The 16,782-nt window shown below is 57.3% G+C and carries 17 protein-coding genes; 4 read left to right on the top strand and 13 right to left on the bottom strand.

Going from position 1 to position 16,782, the window contains the following annotated elements; translation table 11 throughout:
* Positions 1 to 45 precede the first annotated feature (45 nt).
* Positions 46 to 1,047: an NADPH:quinone oxidoreductase family protein gene (locus tag ACR0LX_RS01370; RefSeq protein ID WP_480782262.1), complete on the bottom strand. Its 1,002-nt coding sequence runs from the start codon at positions 1,045 to 1,047 to the stop codon at positions 46 to 48.
* A 116-nt stretch (positions 1,048 to 1,163) separates the two neighbouring features.
* Between ACR0LX_RS01370 and ACR0LX_RS01365 the strand changes: the two genes are divergently transcribed.
* Both ACR0LX_RS01365 and ACR0LX_RS01360 read left to right on the top strand, forming a co-directional pair.
* A complete protein-coding gene (locus ACR0LX_RS01365; protein ID WP_480782261.1) occupies positions 1,164 to 1,982 on the top strand; it encodes an SDR family oxidoreductase in 819 nt (272 codons plus the stop codon).
* Positions 1,983 to 2,005: 23 nt separating this feature from the next.
* Positions 2,006 to 3,037, top strand: a complete 1,032-nt coding sequence (locus tag ACR0LX_RS01360) for a phosphotransferase family protein (RefSeq protein ID WP_480782260.1) — start codon at positions 2,006 to 2,008, stop codon at positions 3,035 to 3,037.
* A 13-nt stretch (positions 3,038 to 3,050) separates the two neighbouring features.
* On the opposite strand, the gene ACR0LX_RS01355 is transcribed toward ACR0LX_RS01360, so the two are convergent.
* Complete coding sequence (locus ACR0LX_RS01355) at positions 3,051 to 3,656, bottom strand: DsbA family protein (protein ID WP_480782259.1); 606 nt, start codon at positions 3,654 to 3,656, stop codon at positions 3,051 to 3,053.
* A 185-nt stretch (positions 3,657 to 3,841) separates the two neighbouring features.
* On the opposite strand from ACR0LX_RS01355, the gene ACR0LX_RS01350 reads away from it, so the two are divergent.
* Entirely contained in the window at positions 3,842 to 5,059 is a 1,218-nt protein-coding gene (locus ACR0LX_RS01350) for a serine hydrolase domain-containing protein (protein WP_480782258.1), read from the top strand.
* Positions 5,060 to 5,107: 48 nt separating this feature from the next.
* Positions 5,108 to 5,974 (top strand): acyl-CoA thioesterase, encoded by an 867-nt coding sequence (locus ACR0LX_RS01345; protein ID WP_480782257.1) that lies wholly within the window; start codon positions 5,108 to 5,110, stop codon positions 5,972 to 5,974.
* Here ACR0LX_RS01345 and ACR0LX_RS01340 read toward each other — a convergent pair.
* The 11 genes from ACR0LX_RS01340 to gmk all read right to left on the bottom strand — a co-directional run bounded on the left by ACR0LX_RS01340 (position 5,971) and on the right by gmk (position 16,767).
* Positions 5,971 to 6,738: an SDR family oxidoreductase gene (locus tag ACR0LX_RS01340; RefSeq protein WP_480782256.1), complete on the bottom strand. Its 768-nt coding sequence runs from the start codon at positions 6,736 to 6,738 to the stop codon at positions 5,971 to 5,973. The genes ACR0LX_RS01345 and ACR0LX_RS01340 overlap by 4 nt on opposite strands.
* Before the next feature lie 98 nt (positions 6,739 to 6,836).
* On the bottom strand, positions 6,837 to 8,066 hold the full coding sequence (locus ACR0LX_RS01335) for an acyl-CoA dehydrogenase (protein ID WP_480782255.1): 1,230 nt from the start codon (positions 8,064 to 8,066) through the stop codon (positions 6,837 to 6,839).
* Between the two features lie 136 nt (positions 8,067 to 8,202).
* The gene (phoB, locus tag ACR0LX_RS01330) at positions 8,203 to 8,892 is read right to left on the bottom strand and encodes a phosphate regulon transcriptional regulator PhoB (RefSeq protein WP_480782254.1); all 690 of its coding nucleotides are present in this window, start codon (positions 8,890 to 8,892) and stop codon (positions 8,203 to 8,205) included.
* A gap of 12 nt (positions 8,893 to 8,904) precedes the next feature.
* Positions 8,905 to 9,606 carry a phosphate signaling complex protein PhoU gene (gene phoU / locus ACR0LX_RS01325; protein ID WP_480569769.1) on the bottom strand — a complete coding sequence of 234 codons (702 nt, stop codon included), beginning with the start codon at positions 9,604 to 9,606 and terminating at the stop codon, positions 8,905 to 8,907.
* A 16-nt stretch (positions 9,607 to 9,622) separates the two neighbouring features.
* On the bottom strand, positions 9,623 to 10,420 hold the full coding sequence (gene pstB / locus ACR0LX_RS01320; RefSeq protein WP_480569772.1) for a phosphate ABC transporter ATP-binding protein PstB: 798 nt from the start codon (positions 10,418 to 10,420) through the stop codon (positions 9,623 to 9,625).
* Positions 10,421 to 10,432: 12 nt separating this feature from the next.
* The gene (gene pstA / locus ACR0LX_RS01315; RefSeq protein ID WP_480782253.1) at positions 10,433 to 11,764 is read right to left on the bottom strand and encodes a phosphate ABC transporter permease PstA; all 1,332 of its coding nucleotides are present in this window, start codon (positions 11,762 to 11,764) and stop codon (positions 10,433 to 10,435) included.
* Positions 11,761 to 13,233 carry a phosphate ABC transporter permease subunit PstC gene (gene pstC, locus ACR0LX_RS01310; RefSeq protein ID WP_480782252.1) on the bottom strand — a complete coding sequence of 491 codons (1,473 nt, stop codon included), beginning with the start codon at positions 13,231 to 13,233 and terminating at the stop codon, positions 11,761 to 11,763. The genes pstA and pstC overlap by 4 nt, the downstream gene beginning before the upstream one ends.
* A gap of 87 nt (positions 13,234 to 13,320) precedes the next feature.
* Positions 13,321 to 14,361: a substrate-binding domain-containing protein gene (locus ACR0LX_RS01305; protein WP_480782251.1), complete on the bottom strand. Its 1,041-nt coding sequence runs from the start codon at positions 14,359 to 14,361 to the stop codon at positions 13,321 to 13,323.
* 170 nt (positions 14,362 to 14,531) lie between these two features.
* On the bottom strand, positions 14,532 to 15,578 hold the full coding sequence (locus ACR0LX_RS01300) for a PAS domain-containing sensor histidine kinase (RefSeq protein ID WP_480782250.1): 1,047 nt from the start codon (positions 15,576 to 15,578) through the stop codon (positions 14,532 to 14,534).
* A gap of 17 nt (positions 15,579 to 15,595) precedes the next feature.
* Positions 15,596 to 16,129 (bottom strand): gamma carbonic anhydrase family protein, encoded by a 534-nt coding sequence (locus ACR0LX_RS01295; RefSeq protein WP_480782249.1) that lies wholly within the window; start codon positions 16,127 to 16,129, stop codon positions 15,596 to 15,598.
* On the bottom strand, positions 16,126 to 16,767 hold the full coding sequence (gene gmk / locus ACR0LX_RS01290; RefSeq protein ID WP_480569787.1) for a guanylate kinase: 642 nt from the start codon (positions 16,765 to 16,767) through the stop codon (positions 16,126 to 16,128). Before gmk ends, ACR0LX_RS01295 begins: the two co-directional genes overlap by 4 nt.
* Between the last annotated feature and the right edge of the window lie 15 nt (positions 16,768 to 16,782).

Below are 16,782 nucleotides of genomic sequence, written 5' to 3'. Positions count from 1 at the left end.
GCCGAGAATGTTCTGCGATTGCACCAAGTGAGATTGTTCCAGTACTCAGGGCGCTTCCATCGTGACCACGACTTTGCCCTGGACCGAGCGTTCTTCAAGCGATCTCAACGCTTCACCGGCGCGTTCCAATGGGAACCTTGCGCTGATCCGGGGCCTGATTTTCCCGGCCCGATACATCGCAAAAAGCTCGGCCGTGTTCGCAGCGTGCCCTTTGGGATTCCGAAACACCGAAGCGCCCCAGAATACGCCGACGATCTGGCACCCTTTGAGCAATGTCAGGTTCAGAGGAATATTGGGAATGCCAGCGGGAAAACCGACCACCAGAAACCGTCCGTTCCATGCCATCGCGCGCAACGCCGGTTCTGAATAATCGCCACCGACCGCATCATACACAACGTCCACGCCGTCGCCGCCTGCAATCTGCTTGATGGCTTTCGAAAAGGATTTCTGAGCGTCACGGTCCAACGCGCGCGGGTAAATAATCGTTTCATCTGCACCGATATCTTTACAGAACGCGGCCTTGTCGTCGGACGACACTGCGGCGATTACCCGCGCACCTGCGGCCTTCGCCAGTTCGATCGCAGCTGACCCGACACCTCCGGCGGCCCCGAGAATCAGCACTGTCTCACCCGGTTTAAGATCGGCTCTGTCCTTGAGCGCGTGATGCGATGTGCCGTAGGTAAAGATGAAGCAGGCAGCGTCTTCATAAGGCATTTCATCCGGGATTTTCACTGCAGTGTTGGCCTTTAGCGTCAAATGAGTGGAAAATCCTCCATGACCAACCAATGCAAGCACCCGATCGCCCGCTGAAAGGTGCCGAACTTTTTCGCCAACTGCGATCACGTCGCCCGAAACCTCGCCGCCGGGGGCAAAGGGGCGGGGTGGTTTCATCTGATAGAGATCGCGGATCATCAGCCCATCAGGAAAATTCACACCCGCAGCACGGACGCGTAACAGGATCTCGTCCGGCGCGGGCACTGGGTCGGGCAGGGTGGTCAGCTCTAATGTATCGGGACCGCCTTTTGTGACGCTGAGTAATGTCTGCATGTGCCCATTGCCTCTTGCTTTGCCAGATGTGAAATCGTTGGATTGCAGGCAACCGTTGTCAAAAGATATGCCAGATGCAACCCCTTGGACAAAGCGCCTGGGGGTTAGGAGAACCCATGACGCCCGAATCCCTGTTTTCGTTGCCCGGAAAAACCGCCCTCGTGACCGGAGGTGCAACCGGCATCGGCCGGATGGCGGCCGAAGCGCTTGTACGTGCAGGGGCTCATGTTCTGATTGCATCGCGCAAGTCGGATGCGTGCAAAGCCGTTGCCACCGAGTTGAATGCGCTGGATGCGCCGGGGACTGCGGAGGGTTTCGCGGGTGATGTGAGTACGGAAAGCGGCGTAGATGCGCTGGTTGAAGACGTCAGAAGCCGTACGCAATCTCTTGATATTCTTATGAACAATGCCGGAATCGCTTGGGGCGCGCCGCTCGGGCAATTTCCGCACGCGGCATGGGATAAGGTCATGTCAGTGAACGTTTCAGGCGGTTTTGATCTGACCCAGAAATTGCTGCCTTTGCTTATGAAATCAGCGACGGATGACGACCCGGCCCGCGTTGTGAATGTGGGCTCTGTCATGGGCGAGGTGCCAATGGGCGATGGCGCATACAGCTATTCGGCGTCCAAAGCAGCCGTATTGCATCTGACCAAGATCATGGCGAAGGAACTCGCCGGGCGGCGGGTCACGGTCAACGCGCTTGCGCCTGGTCCGTTTGTGTCCCGGATGACGGAATTTGCAACAGGCGACGCGAACAAGCGCGACAGGGTCGGGCAATCTGTTCCGCTTGGCCGCGTTGGACGGCCCGAAGACATCGCAGGTTGCCTGCTGTTTCTGTGCGGTCGCGGCGGAAGCTATGTTACCGGTGCGGTCATTCCGGTTTCCGGCGGAATCAACGTACAGACCGGCGGCGATATTTTTGCTGCGGCGAACTGAGCGTTTCCGAGAAGGGTCGAGCCGTGGAACACGAAGAACAATCATTTAGTATCAGCGATGTAACAGAATATCTTGACGCCCATCTCGAGGGGTTTTCTGGCCCGCTTGAAGTTCATAAATTCGCTGTAGGACAATCAAACCCGACCTATCTATTGCAGACACCGGATCAATCCTACGTGCTGCGGCGCAAACCGCCGGGTGTACTTTTGAAGTCCGCTCATGCTGTCGATCGCGAATATCGGGTACAATCCGCTCTGGCCGGAAGCAATGTGCCGGTACCCGAAATGTACCTGTTGTGCGAAGATGACTCGGTCATCGGGTCCGCCTTCTATGTGATGGAATATCGCGAGGGCCGGGGCTTTACCGATCCAACCATGTCGGGCGAAAGCAACGCGACACGCACCGGCATCTTAGATGAAATGAACCGGGTTCTGGCCGAGCTGCACTTGGTGGACATTGACACCGTCGGTCTGTCTGACTTTGGGCCGCCGGGCAACTATTTCGAGCGCCAGATTTCCCGTTGGACCGGACAGTACAGGGCTACGGAAACCGAAAAAGTCAAGGATATGAACCTTTTGATTGAACAGCTTGAGGTGCACCTGCCTGCCGATGACGGACAGCGGACACTGGTTCACGGGGATTATCGGATCGACAACCTTCTGTTTGCCAAAGACGGAACAGACTGCGTTGCAGTGCTCGATTGGGAATTGTCCACGATCGGCCATCCCTACGCGGATCTCGCTGCCGTCATCATGCAGTGGCAGTTGCCTCCGGGGAACGAGGGCCGTGGTCTGGCGGGTGTTGATCGCGCTGCGCTTGGGCTGCCGTCGGACCGGGCGTTCATCGAGCAATATTGCGCGCGCACCGGTCGTGCGGGGATAGAGAATTTCGGCTTTTATCTTGCGTTCAATTTCTTCCGGATGGCTGCGATCTTGCAAGGTGTTTACAAACGGTCGCTGGACGGCAACGCGTCGGACCCGGTCCGGGCCCAGGCCTTTGGAGCTTACGTCCCGGTATTCGCCCGGCACGGGTTAGACGCATTGGGTCATCCCTAAAGGTCGGTAAAAATCACTTGGGTTGCTTTAGTTCAAGTTCGAGATTGCCAAGGCTGTTCTTGCCAAAGAACATCTCGGGGCCAGCAAATATTGTGGGTACGCCGAACACACCGCGACGCACAGCGGCTTTGGTTTGATCCTTCAATGTCTGCTTGATCTCGGGGTTTGTCGCCGCCTCGCGGATTTTTCTGGCGGGCAAGCCCGCTTCATCGACGACATCTGTCAGGACGTTCAATTCGTCAAGCTTCTGTCCATGCACCCAGATAGCATCAAAAACTGCGTCTATGTATTTGCTTTCCCATGGTTTACCTTGCGCAAAGCACGCGCCACGCATGGCGAATTTCGTATTCAGCGGAAAATGCGGGCTCATGTGGAAACTTATGCCTCGCCGACGGGCGTATCGGTGTAGATCATGCGTAAGATAGGCCGTTTTCTGACGGTTCTCGGAAAACGCTTCAAACGGGCTTTGGTTGTGAGTCGCCTTGAACACAACACTCAGCAAGACCGGACTAAAACTCAGCTCGGCCTCACGTCGTTTGGCCAGACCCGGCAGAACCTTGTGGGCAAGAAAGGCGTTCGGGCTGCAAAAATCGTAAACGAATTCAATTTTCTTCGCCATCTGTCCGCTCCGTCAAAAAAAGGTAATCAAGGCGGGAATCAAACCCACCCAAGGTTGAGTGTGCCGATACCATAGCAGCTTGCCCGGTTGGTAAACGAAAATCGTTTGCTACCTTCGGATTTTTCTGTTGTTCCTCGGTTTTGCGCTGCAAGATCGGTTTCAGGGTTCAGCAACCGGGACACAAGATGAATTTCGACACAGCGCGATTGGCTCGCATTCAAGTCTGGATGCAACGCTATGTAGATCAAAGAAAATACCCTGGATGCTCGGTGTTGGTTAACCAAAACGGGAATGAGGCTTTCTTTCATTCTTGCGGATTGCGTGACGTCGAGAACGGCTTGCCGTTCGACCGTGACACAATGGTGCGAATCTATTCGATGACGAAACCAGTCACCTCGGTCGCTTTGATGATGTTGGCCGAGCGCGGGTTGTTCCACCTGGACGCACCGTTATCGGATTTCCTGCCCGGGTTCGACGCAATGCGGGCGCTGGTGCCCGAGGCGACTTCGATCGACCAAACCGAGCCCGCACCGACACCCACGTTGCACCAGTTGCTGACGCATACCAGCGGTCTGAGCTATCCGTTCAATCCGGGAATTTTGCCACAGGCGATGGATGCTCGGGATCTGATCTTCGCGCCCGGTCAGGGCCCGTTGAGGGAACGGGTTGATCTGTTGGCCACATTGCCTCTGGCCTTCCAACCAGGAAAGCGTTGGGAGTATTCCGTTGGCATTGACGTCATCGGACGCGTGATCGAGGTCGTGTCGGGCCAGCCACTGGACCGTTTCTTTGCCGAGCAGATATTTGAACCGCTTGGGATGCACGAAACCGGGTTTTCGGTGCCGACAGGGGCAGGGGGCCGGTTTGCCTCGCTCTATAGCCCGTTAGAAGGCGACGCGATGGCGCTGAATGCTGCCAGATCAGGCTCCGAAACATTAAGGTTGGTCGACAGCGCAGGCTCCTCGCCCTTTGAACATGCAACCACCTTTTCCGGTGGCGGTGGTCTTGTCAGCACGATTGACGATTTTGCGTCCTTTTCCGAAATGCTTCGTAACAAGGGCGCGACGGCGACGGGTCGGTTGCTGGGGGCATCGACCGTCGATTTCATGATGCGCAATCACTTGCCGGGTGACATCGCTTCGATGGGACCGCAGAGCTTTGCCGAGCAGCCGATGGATGGCACAGGGTTCGGTATCGGCGGCGCGGTTGTTCTTGAACCGGCACGGGCGCGCGCACCGGGGTCGGTGGGTGATTTTGGTTGGGGTGGTATGGCGTCGACCTATTTCTGGATCGACCACAAACACGATATGTCGGTTGTTTTTTTTACACAACTTTCGCCGTCCAGTTCTTATCCTTCGCGGGCCGAGCTCAAGGCATTGGTTCACGGGGCGCTCATTGAATGATCCTTTCGCAAATGCTAGGCGGCTGTCGCGGCAAGTGGAGAAAGAACCATGACCGAAGCGGAACGTATCCTGTTGGATTTGCTCAATATCGAAGCGCTGGAGGTCGATCTTTTTCGCGGCACCGGTTCGGGAGGTGAAACACCGACCCGGATTTTCGGAGGGCAGGTCATCGCGCAGGCTCTCGCAGCCGCATACCGAACCGTTGATGATCGGCTGTGCCACTCGTTACACGCATATTTCATCCGTGCGGGCGATCCGTCAATTCCAGTGATATATCAGGTTGACCGGGCCCGGGACGGCGGGTCATTCACAACCCGTCGCGTGGTTGCAATTCAGCATGGCAAACAGATTTTGAACCTCTCCGCATCATTTCATTGCCAGGACCAGGGCTGGGACCATCAGCATCCGATGCCGAAGGTTGTCGGTCCGGACAATCTGGCGACCCGGAATGAGCTGCGCCACAGTTATCTCGACCGGGTGCCCGAGAAATTTCATTCAGAGCTGCTGCGGGAACGCCCGATCGAAGTCAGTGAGATCGAACCATTGGATTTTCTGACCCCGGACGTGGCCGACGACAAACATTACCTGTGGTTTCGCATGACGGCTGCGGCGCAGGCTGATCCGGTGATGCAGCATCTGCTGCTGGCTTATGCCTCGGATATGGATTTGCTGAGCTCGGGCCTTCGACCGCACGGCCTCAGCTGGTTGTCGGGTCTGGTTGACGGTGCCAGCCTTGATCACGCCATCTGGTTCCACGCACCAATGCAGTTTCAGAACTGGCATCTTTACTCCATGGAATCTCCGTGGACCGGGCAGGGGCGCAGTTTCAATCGCGGCTCAATTTATTCTCAGGACGGTACGCTGGTGGCGTCCATCGCCCAGGAAGGTTTGATGCGAAAGCGGAAGGCGCGTTAAAGGTCACCGCTATATATTTGATTTAGCGATGACATTCCGTCCAGCCATCGGTCATAGTCGGCGGATTTGAACTGTATGTAATCCCGAACCTTTTCGTGAGGCAGCACCAGAAAGCGTTCGTCACTAATGGCTTCAAAGCAGGCTTGCGCGATGTCTTCTGGGTCGAGAATGCCATCTATGGCGGCAGCCGAATCCTCGTGACCGCTGATCATATCCGTACGCACAGCCTGCGGGCACAGAACTGAAACGCGAATACCTTTGTCTTTGTAAGTCAGTGCCAGCCATTCGGAAAAGCCGACAGCGGCGTGTTTGGTCACTGCATAAGGTGCTGCGCCGGGTTGGCTCAGTAATCCAGCAGCGGAAGCTGTGGTCAAAAAGTAGCCGCCACCGCGCGCGACCATGCGCGGTATCACGTGTCTGGCCGCCCAGACATGCGACATCACGTTGATCTTCCAGATCCGGTCCCAATCCGCGTTCGGCACCTCAAGCCCGCCAAGCGTCAGAATGCCGGCGTTTGCACAGAACAGGTCAATTGCACCGATACGGGCTTCAACGGCTTCAATCATCAAGCGCGTCGAATCCTCGCTGGACACATCGCACTCAATTGCATGGCCACCGATTTCTTCGGCCACAGATTGAGCGCTCACGATGTCGATATCCGCACAGACGATCTGCGCACCTTCGGTTGCAAAGCGCTGCGCCAATGCTTTTCCGATGCCACGAGCGGCACCGGTAACAACAACAGTTTTACCGCTCAACTGCATGAAAAGGCGATCCTTTTAGATATTTGTCGGCAATCTGGGCTACCGCCTTCGAATCAGAAATATTTACATAATACCGATTATGCGGATATTGCTGCCACTTAATAGAACGCCTGCAATCCTGTTTGCGCGCGTCCCAAGATCAGCGCATGAACGTCATGAGTCCCCTCGTAGGTGTTTACAGTCTCCAAGTTGATCATGTGACGCACGACCTGAAATTCCAAAGAGATTCCGTTCCCGCCGTGCATGTCGCGCGATTGCCGTGCGATCTCCAGTGCTTTGCCGCAATTGTTCCGTTTGATCAACGAGATCATCTCGGGCGCGGCTTCCGCCTGATCCAGCAGACGCCCGACACGCAAGCTGGCCTGCAAACCCAGAGCTATCTCGGTCTGCATGTCAGCCAGTTTGCGCTGAAACAGCTGTGTCTGCGCCAAGGGCTTGTTAAACTGCTTGCGGTCCAATCCGTATTGCCGTGCCGCGTGCCAGCAGCTTTCTGCTGCGCCCATGACACCCCAACTGATGCCATACCGAGCACGGTTGAGACATCCGAATGGACCCTTCAATCCCTGTACATTTGGCAGCAATGCCTCTTCGGGCACGTCGACATTATCGAGAACGATCTCACCTGTGATCGAGGCGCGAAGGCTCAGTTTTTTGTCGATCTTCGGCGCGCTCAGCCCTTTGGTGCCTTTGTCCAGGACAAATCCGCGGATCTTTCCATCGTGCGCGTCGGATTTGGCCCAGATTACAAACACATCCGCGATCGGAGAGTTCGAAATCCACATCTTGCTGCCATTCAAACGATAACCGCCATCGATTTTCTGGGCCCGGGTCTTCATTCCTGCCGGGTCTGATCCCGCGTCCGGTTCGGTCAGACCAAAACAACCAATCCATTCGCCGCTGGCCAGTTTCGGAAGGTATTTGCGCCTTTGATCCTCGCTGCCATAGGCGTGAATCGGGTACATAACCAGCGAGCTTTGTACTGACATCATCGAGCGATAACCCGAGTCGACCCGCTCGATCTCGCGCGCGACAAGGCCATAGCCGACATATCCGGCCCCTAGCCCACCGTATTCCTCGGGGATAGTTATGCCCAGCAGGCCCATCTCACCCATTTCGCGAAAAATATCGGGGTCGGTTTCTTCGTTTTCGAAGGCCTCGGTTACGCGCGGCTGCAGCTTTTCCTGCGCGTAAGCGCGGGCGCTGTCGGAAATCATGCGCTCGTCTTCTGCCAACTGGTCCACAAGACGAAACGGATCGTCCCAGGTAAACGCGCCAAGTTCCGGGGCATCCTTGGCGCGCAGCATCGGTTTTTGATCAGGAGCGTTCATGGCATTTCTCCGCAAATTCGAGAGGTTTGCTGAAACCTACCCGGACCCGAGCGCAAAAAACAGCAAGACTTTATCAAGAACGCATGACCAATTCGCATAGCGATATGCGGGAACAGGCACCCTGCCCCGCAATGCATTACCCCAGCGCGTAGCCCGCGCCCCGGACCGTGCGCACCGGATCGTCGCCGCCATGCTGTGTCAACGCCTTGCGAAGACGGCCAATGTGGACGTCGACCGTACGCGTATCCACGTAAATGTCGCGCCCCCAGACCCGATCCAACAATTGCTCGCGGCTCCAGACCCGGCCTGGTTTTTCCATGAAGGTGCTCAGCAAGCGAAATTCGGTCGGACCCAGTTTTAGCGGCTTGTCATCGCGACTGACCTTATGAGTTTCCGAATCGAGAATGATATCGTCAAACTCAAGCCGCAAACCTACGGTGGCTGGACGAACGCGCCGCAGTTGCGAGCGCACGCGGGCCATTAGTTCGACGACCGAGTATGGCTTGACCACATAGTCATCCGCACCCGTTTCCAGACCGCGCACCTTGTCGACTTCTTCGGACCGCGCCGACAGCATAATGATCGGGATCGACCGGGTGTCTGGTCGCGTCTTCAGCCGTCGACACACCTCGATCCCGCTGAGATTTGGCATCATCCAGTCCAGCACAATGATATCCGGACAGTCTTCATCGACCAGCAGCAGGGCTTCGTCACCGTTGGCGGCCTTGGATACGCTGAACCCTTCGGCTTCGAGGTTGTAGGCCAGCACTTCACGCTGTGCCAATTCATCCTCTACCACAAGCACGGTTGGTTGATCGGCGGACATCTTCGGTTACTCCTAGGCCGTTTGCGAGGTCACGTCCGCCTTGGGACGTGCATCTGCGGGGCGCTCTCCGGTGACAAGATAGACGACCTGTTCAGCGATGGATGTCACGTGATCGCCCATCCGCTCGATGTTCTTGGCGATGAAATGCAGGTGCATACAGGACGATATGTTGCGTGGATCTTCTGCCATGAAGGTCAGGAACTCACGGAACAGGCCGTTATACATCTGATCAACCTCTTCGTCGCGATTGATGACATCCGTCGCCAGTTCCGCGTCGCGTTGAATATAGGCGTCCAGAGCGTCACGCAGCATCCGTTCAACCTCGCGCGCCATGCGGCGCAGGGCTGCTGCGCTGCCGCTGATTTCACCCGCATTGACCAGGACCGTGGTCCGTTTGGCGATGTTTTTGGCGTAATCGCCGATCCGCTCAAGGTTTCCTGACACTTTCAGGACCGACAGCACAAGACGCAGGTCGCTGGCGGTTGGTGCGCGCAGCGCAATCAGCCGTGCGGTTTCTTCGTCGATCAGCTCTTCCAGGGCGTCGATGGCTTTGTCGCCGCGCCGCACCTCTTGCGCCAATTCCTCGTCGCGGGTTTCCAGCGAGCGCGCCGCGCCGATGATCGCGGCCTCGACCAGCCCGCCCATCTTCATGATATGCGCCTGAATGGCCTCGAGGTCGCGGTCGAAGGCGGATGCAATATGTTGTTCGGTCATATCTGAATACCTGTGTTCAGCCGATGCGGCCGGTAATATAGCTTTCGGTGCGGGGATCTTCGGGGTTGGTAAAGATCTGCCCGGTCTCACCAAATTCGACAAGATTGCCAAGGTGGAAAAACGCGGTCTTCTGGCTGACCCGCGCGGCCTGCTGCATCGAGTGGGTCACGATCACCACCGAATAGCGCGAGCGCAGTTCATCGATCAGTTCCTCGACCTGCGCGGTTGCGATCGGGTCCAGCGCCGAGCATGGCTCGTCCATCAGCAGAACCTCGGGCTCGGTTGCCACAGCGCGCGCGATGCACAGGCGCTGCTGCTGGCCGCCAGACAGGCCGGTGCCTGGAGCGTCCAGACGATCCTTGACCTCATCCCAGATTGCACCGCGGCGCAGGGATTTTTCCACGATTTCATCAAGTTCCGCCTTGTTCTTGGCAAGGCCGTGGATGCGAGGGCCGTAAGCGACGTTGTCATAGATCGACTTCGGGAACGGGTTCGGCTTTTGGAACACCATGCCCACCTTGGCACGCAGCTGTACCGGGTCGACGCGCTTGTCATAGATGTCTTCGCCGTCCAGCAAAATGTCGCCCTGCACGCGGCAGATATCGATCGTGTCATTCATTCGGTTCAGACAGCGCAGGAACGTGGACTTGCCGCAGCCCGAGGGGCCGATGAAGGCGGTCACGGTCTTGTCTTCAATCTCGACATTCACGTCCTTGATGGCGTGGGTGTCGCCGTAATAGACCTGTACCTTCTTGGCGCTGATCTTGATGTCTTTGGAGTCCACGTTTCTCTCCACTCGTGTCATGTCATTCATGTTAGCCCCCTTTTACCAGCGGCGTTCAAAGCGGCGGCGCAGGATGATCGCGATGATGTTCATCGTCAGCAGGAAGATCAAAAGAATGATAATCCCGCCCCAGGCTTTTTCATAGAAGCCAACATCCGCCCGGGCCGCCCAGGTATAGATTTGCGCCGGCATCGCCGAGTTCGGCTCGGTAAATCCGGCAAGGAACCCGTCGGGGTAGCCGCGCGCAACAAAGCCAACCATGCCGATCAGCAGCAGCGGCGCGGTTTCGCCGAGCGCCTGCGCCAGACCGATAATGGTTCCGGTCAGAATACCGGGCGCGGCCAGCGGCAGAACGTGGTGGAACACCGCCTGCATTTTCGAGGCCCCTACCCCCAGCGCCGCATCGCGGATCGACGGCGGTACCGCCTTTAGCGAGGCTCGGGTCGAGATGATGATGGTCGGCAGCGTCATCAGAGTCAGCACCAGTCCGCCAACCAACGGCGCCGACTGCGGCAGGTGCATGAACTGGATGAACACGGCCAGACCCAGAATGCCGAACACGATGGAAGGCACCGCCGCAAGGTTTGAAATATTTACCTCGATCAGATCGGTGAACCTGTTCTGCGGCGCGAATTCCTCGAGGTAGATCGACGCTGCCACGCCGATGGGCAACGACAGGGCTAGCACAACCAGCATCATGAAGAACGACCCCACGACCGAAGCGCCGATGCCAGCGCCACCCGGGTTGTCCACGCCCGAATCCGAGCCGGTGATGAAGGGCCAGTTGAACGCCTGCTTGATAATTCCGGCCTCTTTCAAGGCATCAACCAGATCCAGGTCGCTTTTCTGCAAGAACCGGCTGTCCTGCATGGAGTCGCGAGAAACACGATCCTTGAAGTACCCATCAACCCGGCTGGAAGTTGCCAAATCAAATTCGATCGGCTCACCGATCTTGTCGGGATTCGCCTTGTAGAATTCGCGGATTGTGCCGCCGATCTTGCCCAGAATCCGTTCGATCGCGGCTTCATCGAAATCCACACTGATCCCGCTTTCTGCAAGGTCTTCGTTCAGTTCTGCAATGAACAGGTTGGAATAGGCCTTGGTCTTGAACATCGTCCCTTCGGCTTCTTCGAACTGCGGTTCAGTCAGCGTGAACTCAACGCTGACCACGGTGCGCGTGAACGCCGGTATCCCCTGCGACAGGATCGAGGCGAACAGGACCACCAAAAAGAACAGCCCGGTGGCGATGGCTACAATCCCATAAGCGCGGAAACGCTTTTCGGCGTTGGCGCGTTTGCGGGTATGTGCGTCTGAGGCCATCAGTGAGCCCGAACGGCGGTCCGCTGCGGGCGTTGGCATGCTGGCGTCGGTCATTCGTACTGCTCCCGGTATTTGCGCACGATGTAGAGGGCAAAGATGTTCAGGCCCAATGTGAGGATGAACAGGGTCATGCCGAGGGCGAAGGCAACCAGCGCCTCGGGTGAGGCAAAGTCGGCGTCACCTGTCAGCTGGCTTACGATCTTGGCGGTGACGGTTGTCATGGCTTCGAACGGATTCAGGCTCAGGCGGGCTGCGGCCCCTGCCCCCAGAACCACGATCATCGTCTCACCAATGGCGCGCGATGCGGCCAGAAGGATGGCTCCCACGATCCCCGGCAACGCAGCGGGCAGGACAACCTGACGGATGGTTTCCGATTGGGTGGCACCAAGGCCATAAGACCCATCGCGCATGGCCTGCGGTACCGCGTTGATAATGTCGTCAGACAGCGAAGACACAAACGGGATCAGCATGATGCCCATCACCAGACCGGCGGTCATCACAGCGGTGCCCGCCTTCATCCAGCCCAGACCGTCAGCGCCGAAAACGCCCAGTAGCAGCGGACCGACGGTCAACAGCGCAAATAGACCGTAGACGATGGTCGGGATACCGGCCAAAACCTCGAGCATGGGCTTGGCGATCGAGCGGACCCGAGGCGATGCATATTCACTCAGGTAGATCGCGGCAAACAGACCGATCGGCACCGCCACCAGCAAAGCGACCAGCGAAATGTAGAACGTGCCCCAAAGCAATGGGATGATACCCAAAGCCGATGAGCCCCCGCGGCCCGAAAAGCTGGGCGACCATGTCAGGCCAAAGAAGAACTCGGATGCCGGGTAGAGCTTGAAGAACTCCCAGGTGTTGAACACCAGCGACAGGACGATGCCAACAGTTGTCAGAACCGCGACCGAAGCAGCGGCAAGAAGAAGCATACGCACGCCCTGTTCGACCACATTGCGCGCCCGGTATTCGGCTTGTGTCTGCCACCAGCTGATCACGGCACCGATCAAAGCGACAAGAATAACCGCAGCCGACATGATGGCATAACCGGTTGCATTCATTGCTCTGTAACGCTGCGCCGCGTTCAAAATAGGCTGTGTGATTTCAGCCGTCACAACCTGCCCGGCATCTTTTAGCAATTGGGTGATCTCGGCGATGTCGGCTTTGGGGTTTGCAGCAGTGGCTTCGGTCAACTGGCCCTGCGCCACCGCGTTGTTCAGCCCGCTGGCCGTGCGGCGCACTTCGGCCATGACAAGGCTGCGCGACGAACCCTCCTTGATGGCGGAATCGGGCACCATCTCTGATACCTGAGAATTCACGTAAAGTGGCTGAATCAGCAACCAGACGATCAAAAGGCCGATCGCAGGAACCACCGTCTTTAGCGCGACGTTCGCGCCGTAAAAGGTAGGGAGAGAATGCAGGTTCCGGCTATCGCCCCCGGCGCTTTGCAAGGCGCGCGCACGCCCAAGCACGTATCCGACTGCAGAGATCGCGACAACGATCAGAAAGAGCCAAATTATCGGCATAACACCCCCACGGGTCTTGATCAGGAATTCAGAAGTACTTGGGGGCGACACGCCTGGCCGCCCCCAATCATCGGACCAATGTCAGGATTAGCTGCCCGAGCCAAGCGTCTCTTCGTTGGCAATCGCTTCCTGTGTCTTTGCCAGCTCAGGATCAGCAACCAGGCCATAGTTTGCCAGCGGACCCGATCCACCCGCGATTTCGTCATGGGTGAAGAACTGAGCGTATTCTTTCAGGCCAGGGATCACGCCGATATGCGCTTTCTTGACGTAGAAGAACAGCGGGCGCGACACGGGGTATTCACCCGAAGCAATGGTCTCGGTCGACGGAGCGACATCACCCATGGTGGCAACCTTCAGCTTGTCGGTGTTGTTCTCGTAGAACGCCAGACCAAACACACCGATGCCGTTGGGGTTGGTGTCGATACGGGCCAGAGTTTCAGTATAGTCACCATCGATGTCGACCGACTTGCCGTCTGCGCGCACGTCCAGGCATGCATCTTCGGCGTCGTCCTCGCTCATACCGCCTGCAACCATGGCCTCCATAGCGCCGGTTGCTTCGCAACCTGCCAGCAGAACCTTGTCTTCGAATACTTCACGGGTGCCGTGCTTGGTACCGGGGATGAACATGGCGATTTCAACATCCGGCAGATCGCCGTTGAACTCGGCCCAGCTGTTAAAGCTGTTGTCGACCAGCGCACCGTCCTTCATGACTTTCGAGCCGATGGCGTTGTAGATGTCCGCAGGCTGGAACGCGGTGAACGCAGGGCCTGATTGCTGGCTGGCAAATACGATGCCGTCATAGCCGATGCGGACTTCCATGATGTCGGTCACGCCGTTTTCGGCGCAAGCTTTGATCTCTTTTTCGCGGATGGCGCGGGATGCGTTTGCAACGTCGATGGTGTTTTCGCCAACGCCTTCGCAGAAACGCTTCAGACCGGCCGAAGAGCCGCCCGATTCCACAACCGGTGTCGGGAAGTCGGTGTTTTCACCAAACAGTTCGGCAACGATGGATGCGTAAGGCAGAACGGTCGAAGATCCAGCAACCTGAACGTTGTCACGAGCAGCAGCAGTGGTCGCCGATACGGCAGCAATCGCCAGCGCAGAAGCCGACAGTTTTACAAAGGACATCTCAGTCTCCTTGAAAGTACATTATGTGATCACCCCCATGATGATCTTGACGGCACCCCTAAGGACCTCGCGTAAGCCTTTTGTGACAGGTTCGTAACGGTTTTATGACAAGGTGGAGATTTCTTAATACTATTTAAGTTGACGCCACGGTGGTCTCAGGCGCTGCCGGATCAGCGCGGCAGGATCACGGTAAAGACCGTTCCCTTGCCAAGCTCACTTTCCACCCGCAATCGTCCACGATGACGGTTTACGATATGCTTGACGATCGCCAGCCCCAACCCGGTCCCGCCCAGCTCGCGCGACCTGTGACTGTCGGCGCGGTAGAACCGTTCGGTCAGACGCGGCAGGTGAACCGCATCGATTCCCGGCCCTTTGTCGACGATCTGAACGCGAACCGCAGGACCGCGCATTGCGGTGTCTCGCTCGGATGGCTGAACGCGCACATCGACGCGCCCGCCGCTGCCACCGTATTTTATAGCGTTTTCAATTAGGTTGGTAAAAACCTGACGCAACTGATCGCTGTCACCGGGCAGCATCACCGGATCGTCAGGCGCGTCCAAAGACAGCGTGACCTCAGCATCATCCGCCAGCGGGCGCAGCGTGTTCAGCGTCGACTGGATCAGCCCCGACAACTCCAGTTGCTCTTTCGGGCGCACGCGCTCTTCGCTTTCGACGCGGTTGAGCGACAACAGATCGCCAACAAGGCGATTCATCCGGTTGGCTTCGTCCGCCATGATTTGCAGAAACCGGTCGCGGGCGGCCTCGTCGTCCCGGGCGGGGCCGCGCAGGGTTTCGATGAATCCCATCAGCGCTGTCAGAGGCGTCCGCAGTTCATGGCTGACATTGGCGACAAAATCGCGACGCATGTGATTGGCCTGTTCCAGATGGGTCACATCCTGAAACACCACCAGAACAGCGCCGCCGGACACCGCCCCGACACCGTTCATATATCTGCATTCGACATCAAAAGTGGTATCCTGCGCCCCGTCATTCGACAGATGCCGGGTCCGCGTCGGCGCCTTGTCACGCAAGCTTTGCTCAATCGATTCGATAACCTGAGGCTGCCGCAGAAAAGTGGCAAAGTGGCGCCCCTGAATACTGTGTCCCAGCAGGGTCTTGGCGTCCGTGTTGGCCGCAATAATCCGCTCGGTCTGATCGACCATCAGCGCAGGCAGCGGAATGGCCGAAACGAATTCTTCGATCAGTTCGGTAGACATGATGCGGCCTTTGCTGGCTAACCGCCTGTTGAAACCGGCACCAACCGATCCCGGAACCTGCGCATATTGTCCTGATAGTGCAATGCACTGAGCGTCAGCTTTTTTACGGTCGCATCATCCAGTTGCCGAACGACCTTGCCGGGCGAGCCCATGACCAGAGAATTGTCAGGAATTTCCTTACCCTCAGTAATCAGCGCCCCTGCTCCAATCAGACAGTTCCTACCGATTTTCGCACCATTGAGAACAATCGCTCCCATACCGATCAGCGTGTTTTCACCAATTGTGCAACCGTGCAGCATAACCTTGTGCCCGATGGTGCAGTTCGGCCCGATCGTCAGCGGATAGCCTGCGTCGATATGCATGACGCAATTCTCTTGAACATTGCTGCCCGCACCAACCCTTATCTCTTCGTGATCCGCGCGGATGGTGCAACCAAACCAGACCGAGGCGCCCTGCTCGAGCACCACTTTGCCGATAAGATTTGCGTCCGGCGCGACCCAGGTGTCTTCGTGGACCTGCGGGGCATCATCGCCCAGAGCGTAAAGGGTCATGACAGGGCCTCGAATTCGTTTTGCAACTTGCGAACATGCTCTTGCAGCTTCGGTTGCTGGATGCGGCGCATCCTTTCGGCGCTGACGATTGCCTTGAGTTTCTCTTCGGTCGCATCGAGATCATCATTGACCAGAACGTAATCGTAATAACCCCAGTGGCTGATCTCATCCCAGCTCTTCTGCATCCGTTTGGCGATCACGTCGGCACTGTCCTGCCCGCGACTTTCCAGTCTGCGGCGCAATTCTGGGATCGAGGGCGGCAGGATGAAGATCGACAAGGCGTGTTTGCCGAGATCGGAATTGCGAATCTGCAGATCGCCCTGCCAATCCACATCGAACAGGACATCCCGACCGTCATTGATTGACTCGCGCACCGGCGCGATTGGCGATCCGTAGAAATTCCCGAACACATGCGCGTGTTCCAGCATTTGGCCGTCCGCGACCTGCTGCTTGAACGCGTCTTCCGACAGGAAATAGTATTCCCGGCCGTGTTCCTCACCCGGGCGCGGCGCGCGGGTTGTGGCCGAGACCGAGAACTCCAGCCCGCTGTCCCATTGCATCAACCGGCGGGCCAATGTGGATTTTCCCGCACCCGAAGGAGAGGACAGAATGATAAGTAGGCCCCGGCGATCTGCCATGTCGATGTTCCCGTC

The sequence above is a fragment of the Ruegeria sp. CH11 genome (genome assembly GCF_056537105.1).
The sequence above is the reverse complement of the archived record's forward strand: the minus strand, read 5'-3'. Positions and strand labels throughout refer to the sequence as shown.

Bases quoted from the DNA above. Each gene is read 5' to 3' on its own strand.
- gmk (WP_480569787.1), bottom strand. From the start codon at position 16,767: ATGGCAGATCGCCGGGGCCTACTTATCATTCTGTCCTCTCCTTCGGGT.
- ACR0LX_RS01350 (WP_480782258.1), top strand. From the start codon at position 3,842: ATGAATTTCGACACAGCGCGATTGGCTCGCATTCAAGTCTGGATGCAA.
- ACR0LX_RS01340 (WP_480782256.1), bottom strand. From the start codon at position 6,738: ATGCAGTTGAGCGGTAAAACTGTTGTTGTTACCGGTGCCGCTCGTGGC.
- pstB (WP_480569772.1), bottom strand. From the start codon at position 10,420: ATGAATGACATGACACGAGTGGAGAGAAACGTGGACTCCAAAGACATC.
- phoB (WP_480782254.1), bottom strand. From the start codon at position 8,892: ATGTCCGCCGATCAACCAACCGTGCTTGTGGTAGAGGATGAATTGGCA.
- ACR0LX_RS01365 (WP_480782261.1), top strand. From the start codon at position 1,164: ATGACGCCCGAATCCCTGTTTTCGTTGCCCGGAAAAACCGCCCTCGTG.
- ACR0LX_RS01355 (WP_480782259.1), bottom strand. From the start codon at position 3,656: ATGGCGAAGAAAATTGAATTCGTTTACGATTTTTGCAGCCCGAACGCC.
- ACR0LX_RS01370 (WP_480782262.1), bottom strand. From the start codon at position 1,047: ATGCAGACATTACTCAGCGTCACAAAAGGCGGTCCCGATACATTAGAG.
- ACR0LX_RS01335 (WP_480782255.1), bottom strand. From the start codon at position 8,066: ATGAACGCTCCTGATCAAAAACCGATGCTGCGCGCCAAGGATGCCCCG.
- ACR0LX_RS01305 (WP_480782251.1), bottom strand. From the start codon at position 14,361: ATGTCCTTTGTAAAACTGTCGGCTTCTGCGCTGGCGATTGCTGCCGTA.
- ACR0LX_RS01300 (WP_480782250.1), bottom strand. From the start codon at position 15,578: ATGTCTACCGAACTGATCGAAGAATTCGTTTCGGCCATTCCGCTGCCT.
- pstC (WP_480782252.1), bottom strand. From the start codon at position 13,233: ATGCCGATAATTTGGCTCTTTCTGATCGTTGTCGCGATCTCTGCAGTC.
- phoU (WP_480569769.1), bottom strand. From the start codon at position 9,606: ATGACCGAACAACATATTGCATCCGCCTTCGACCGCGACCTCGAGGCC.
- ACR0LX_RS01295 (WP_480782249.1), bottom strand. From the start codon at position 16,129: ATGACCCTTTACGCTCTGGGCGATGATGCCCCGCAGGTCCACGAAGAC.
- ACR0LX_RS01345 (WP_480782257.1), top strand. From the start codon at position 5,108: ATGACCGAAGCGGAACGTATCCTGTTGGATTTGCTCAATATCGAAGCG.
- pstA (WP_480782253.1), bottom strand. From the start codon at position 11,764: ATGACCGACGCCAGCATGCCAACGCCCGCAGCGGACCGCCGTTCGGGC.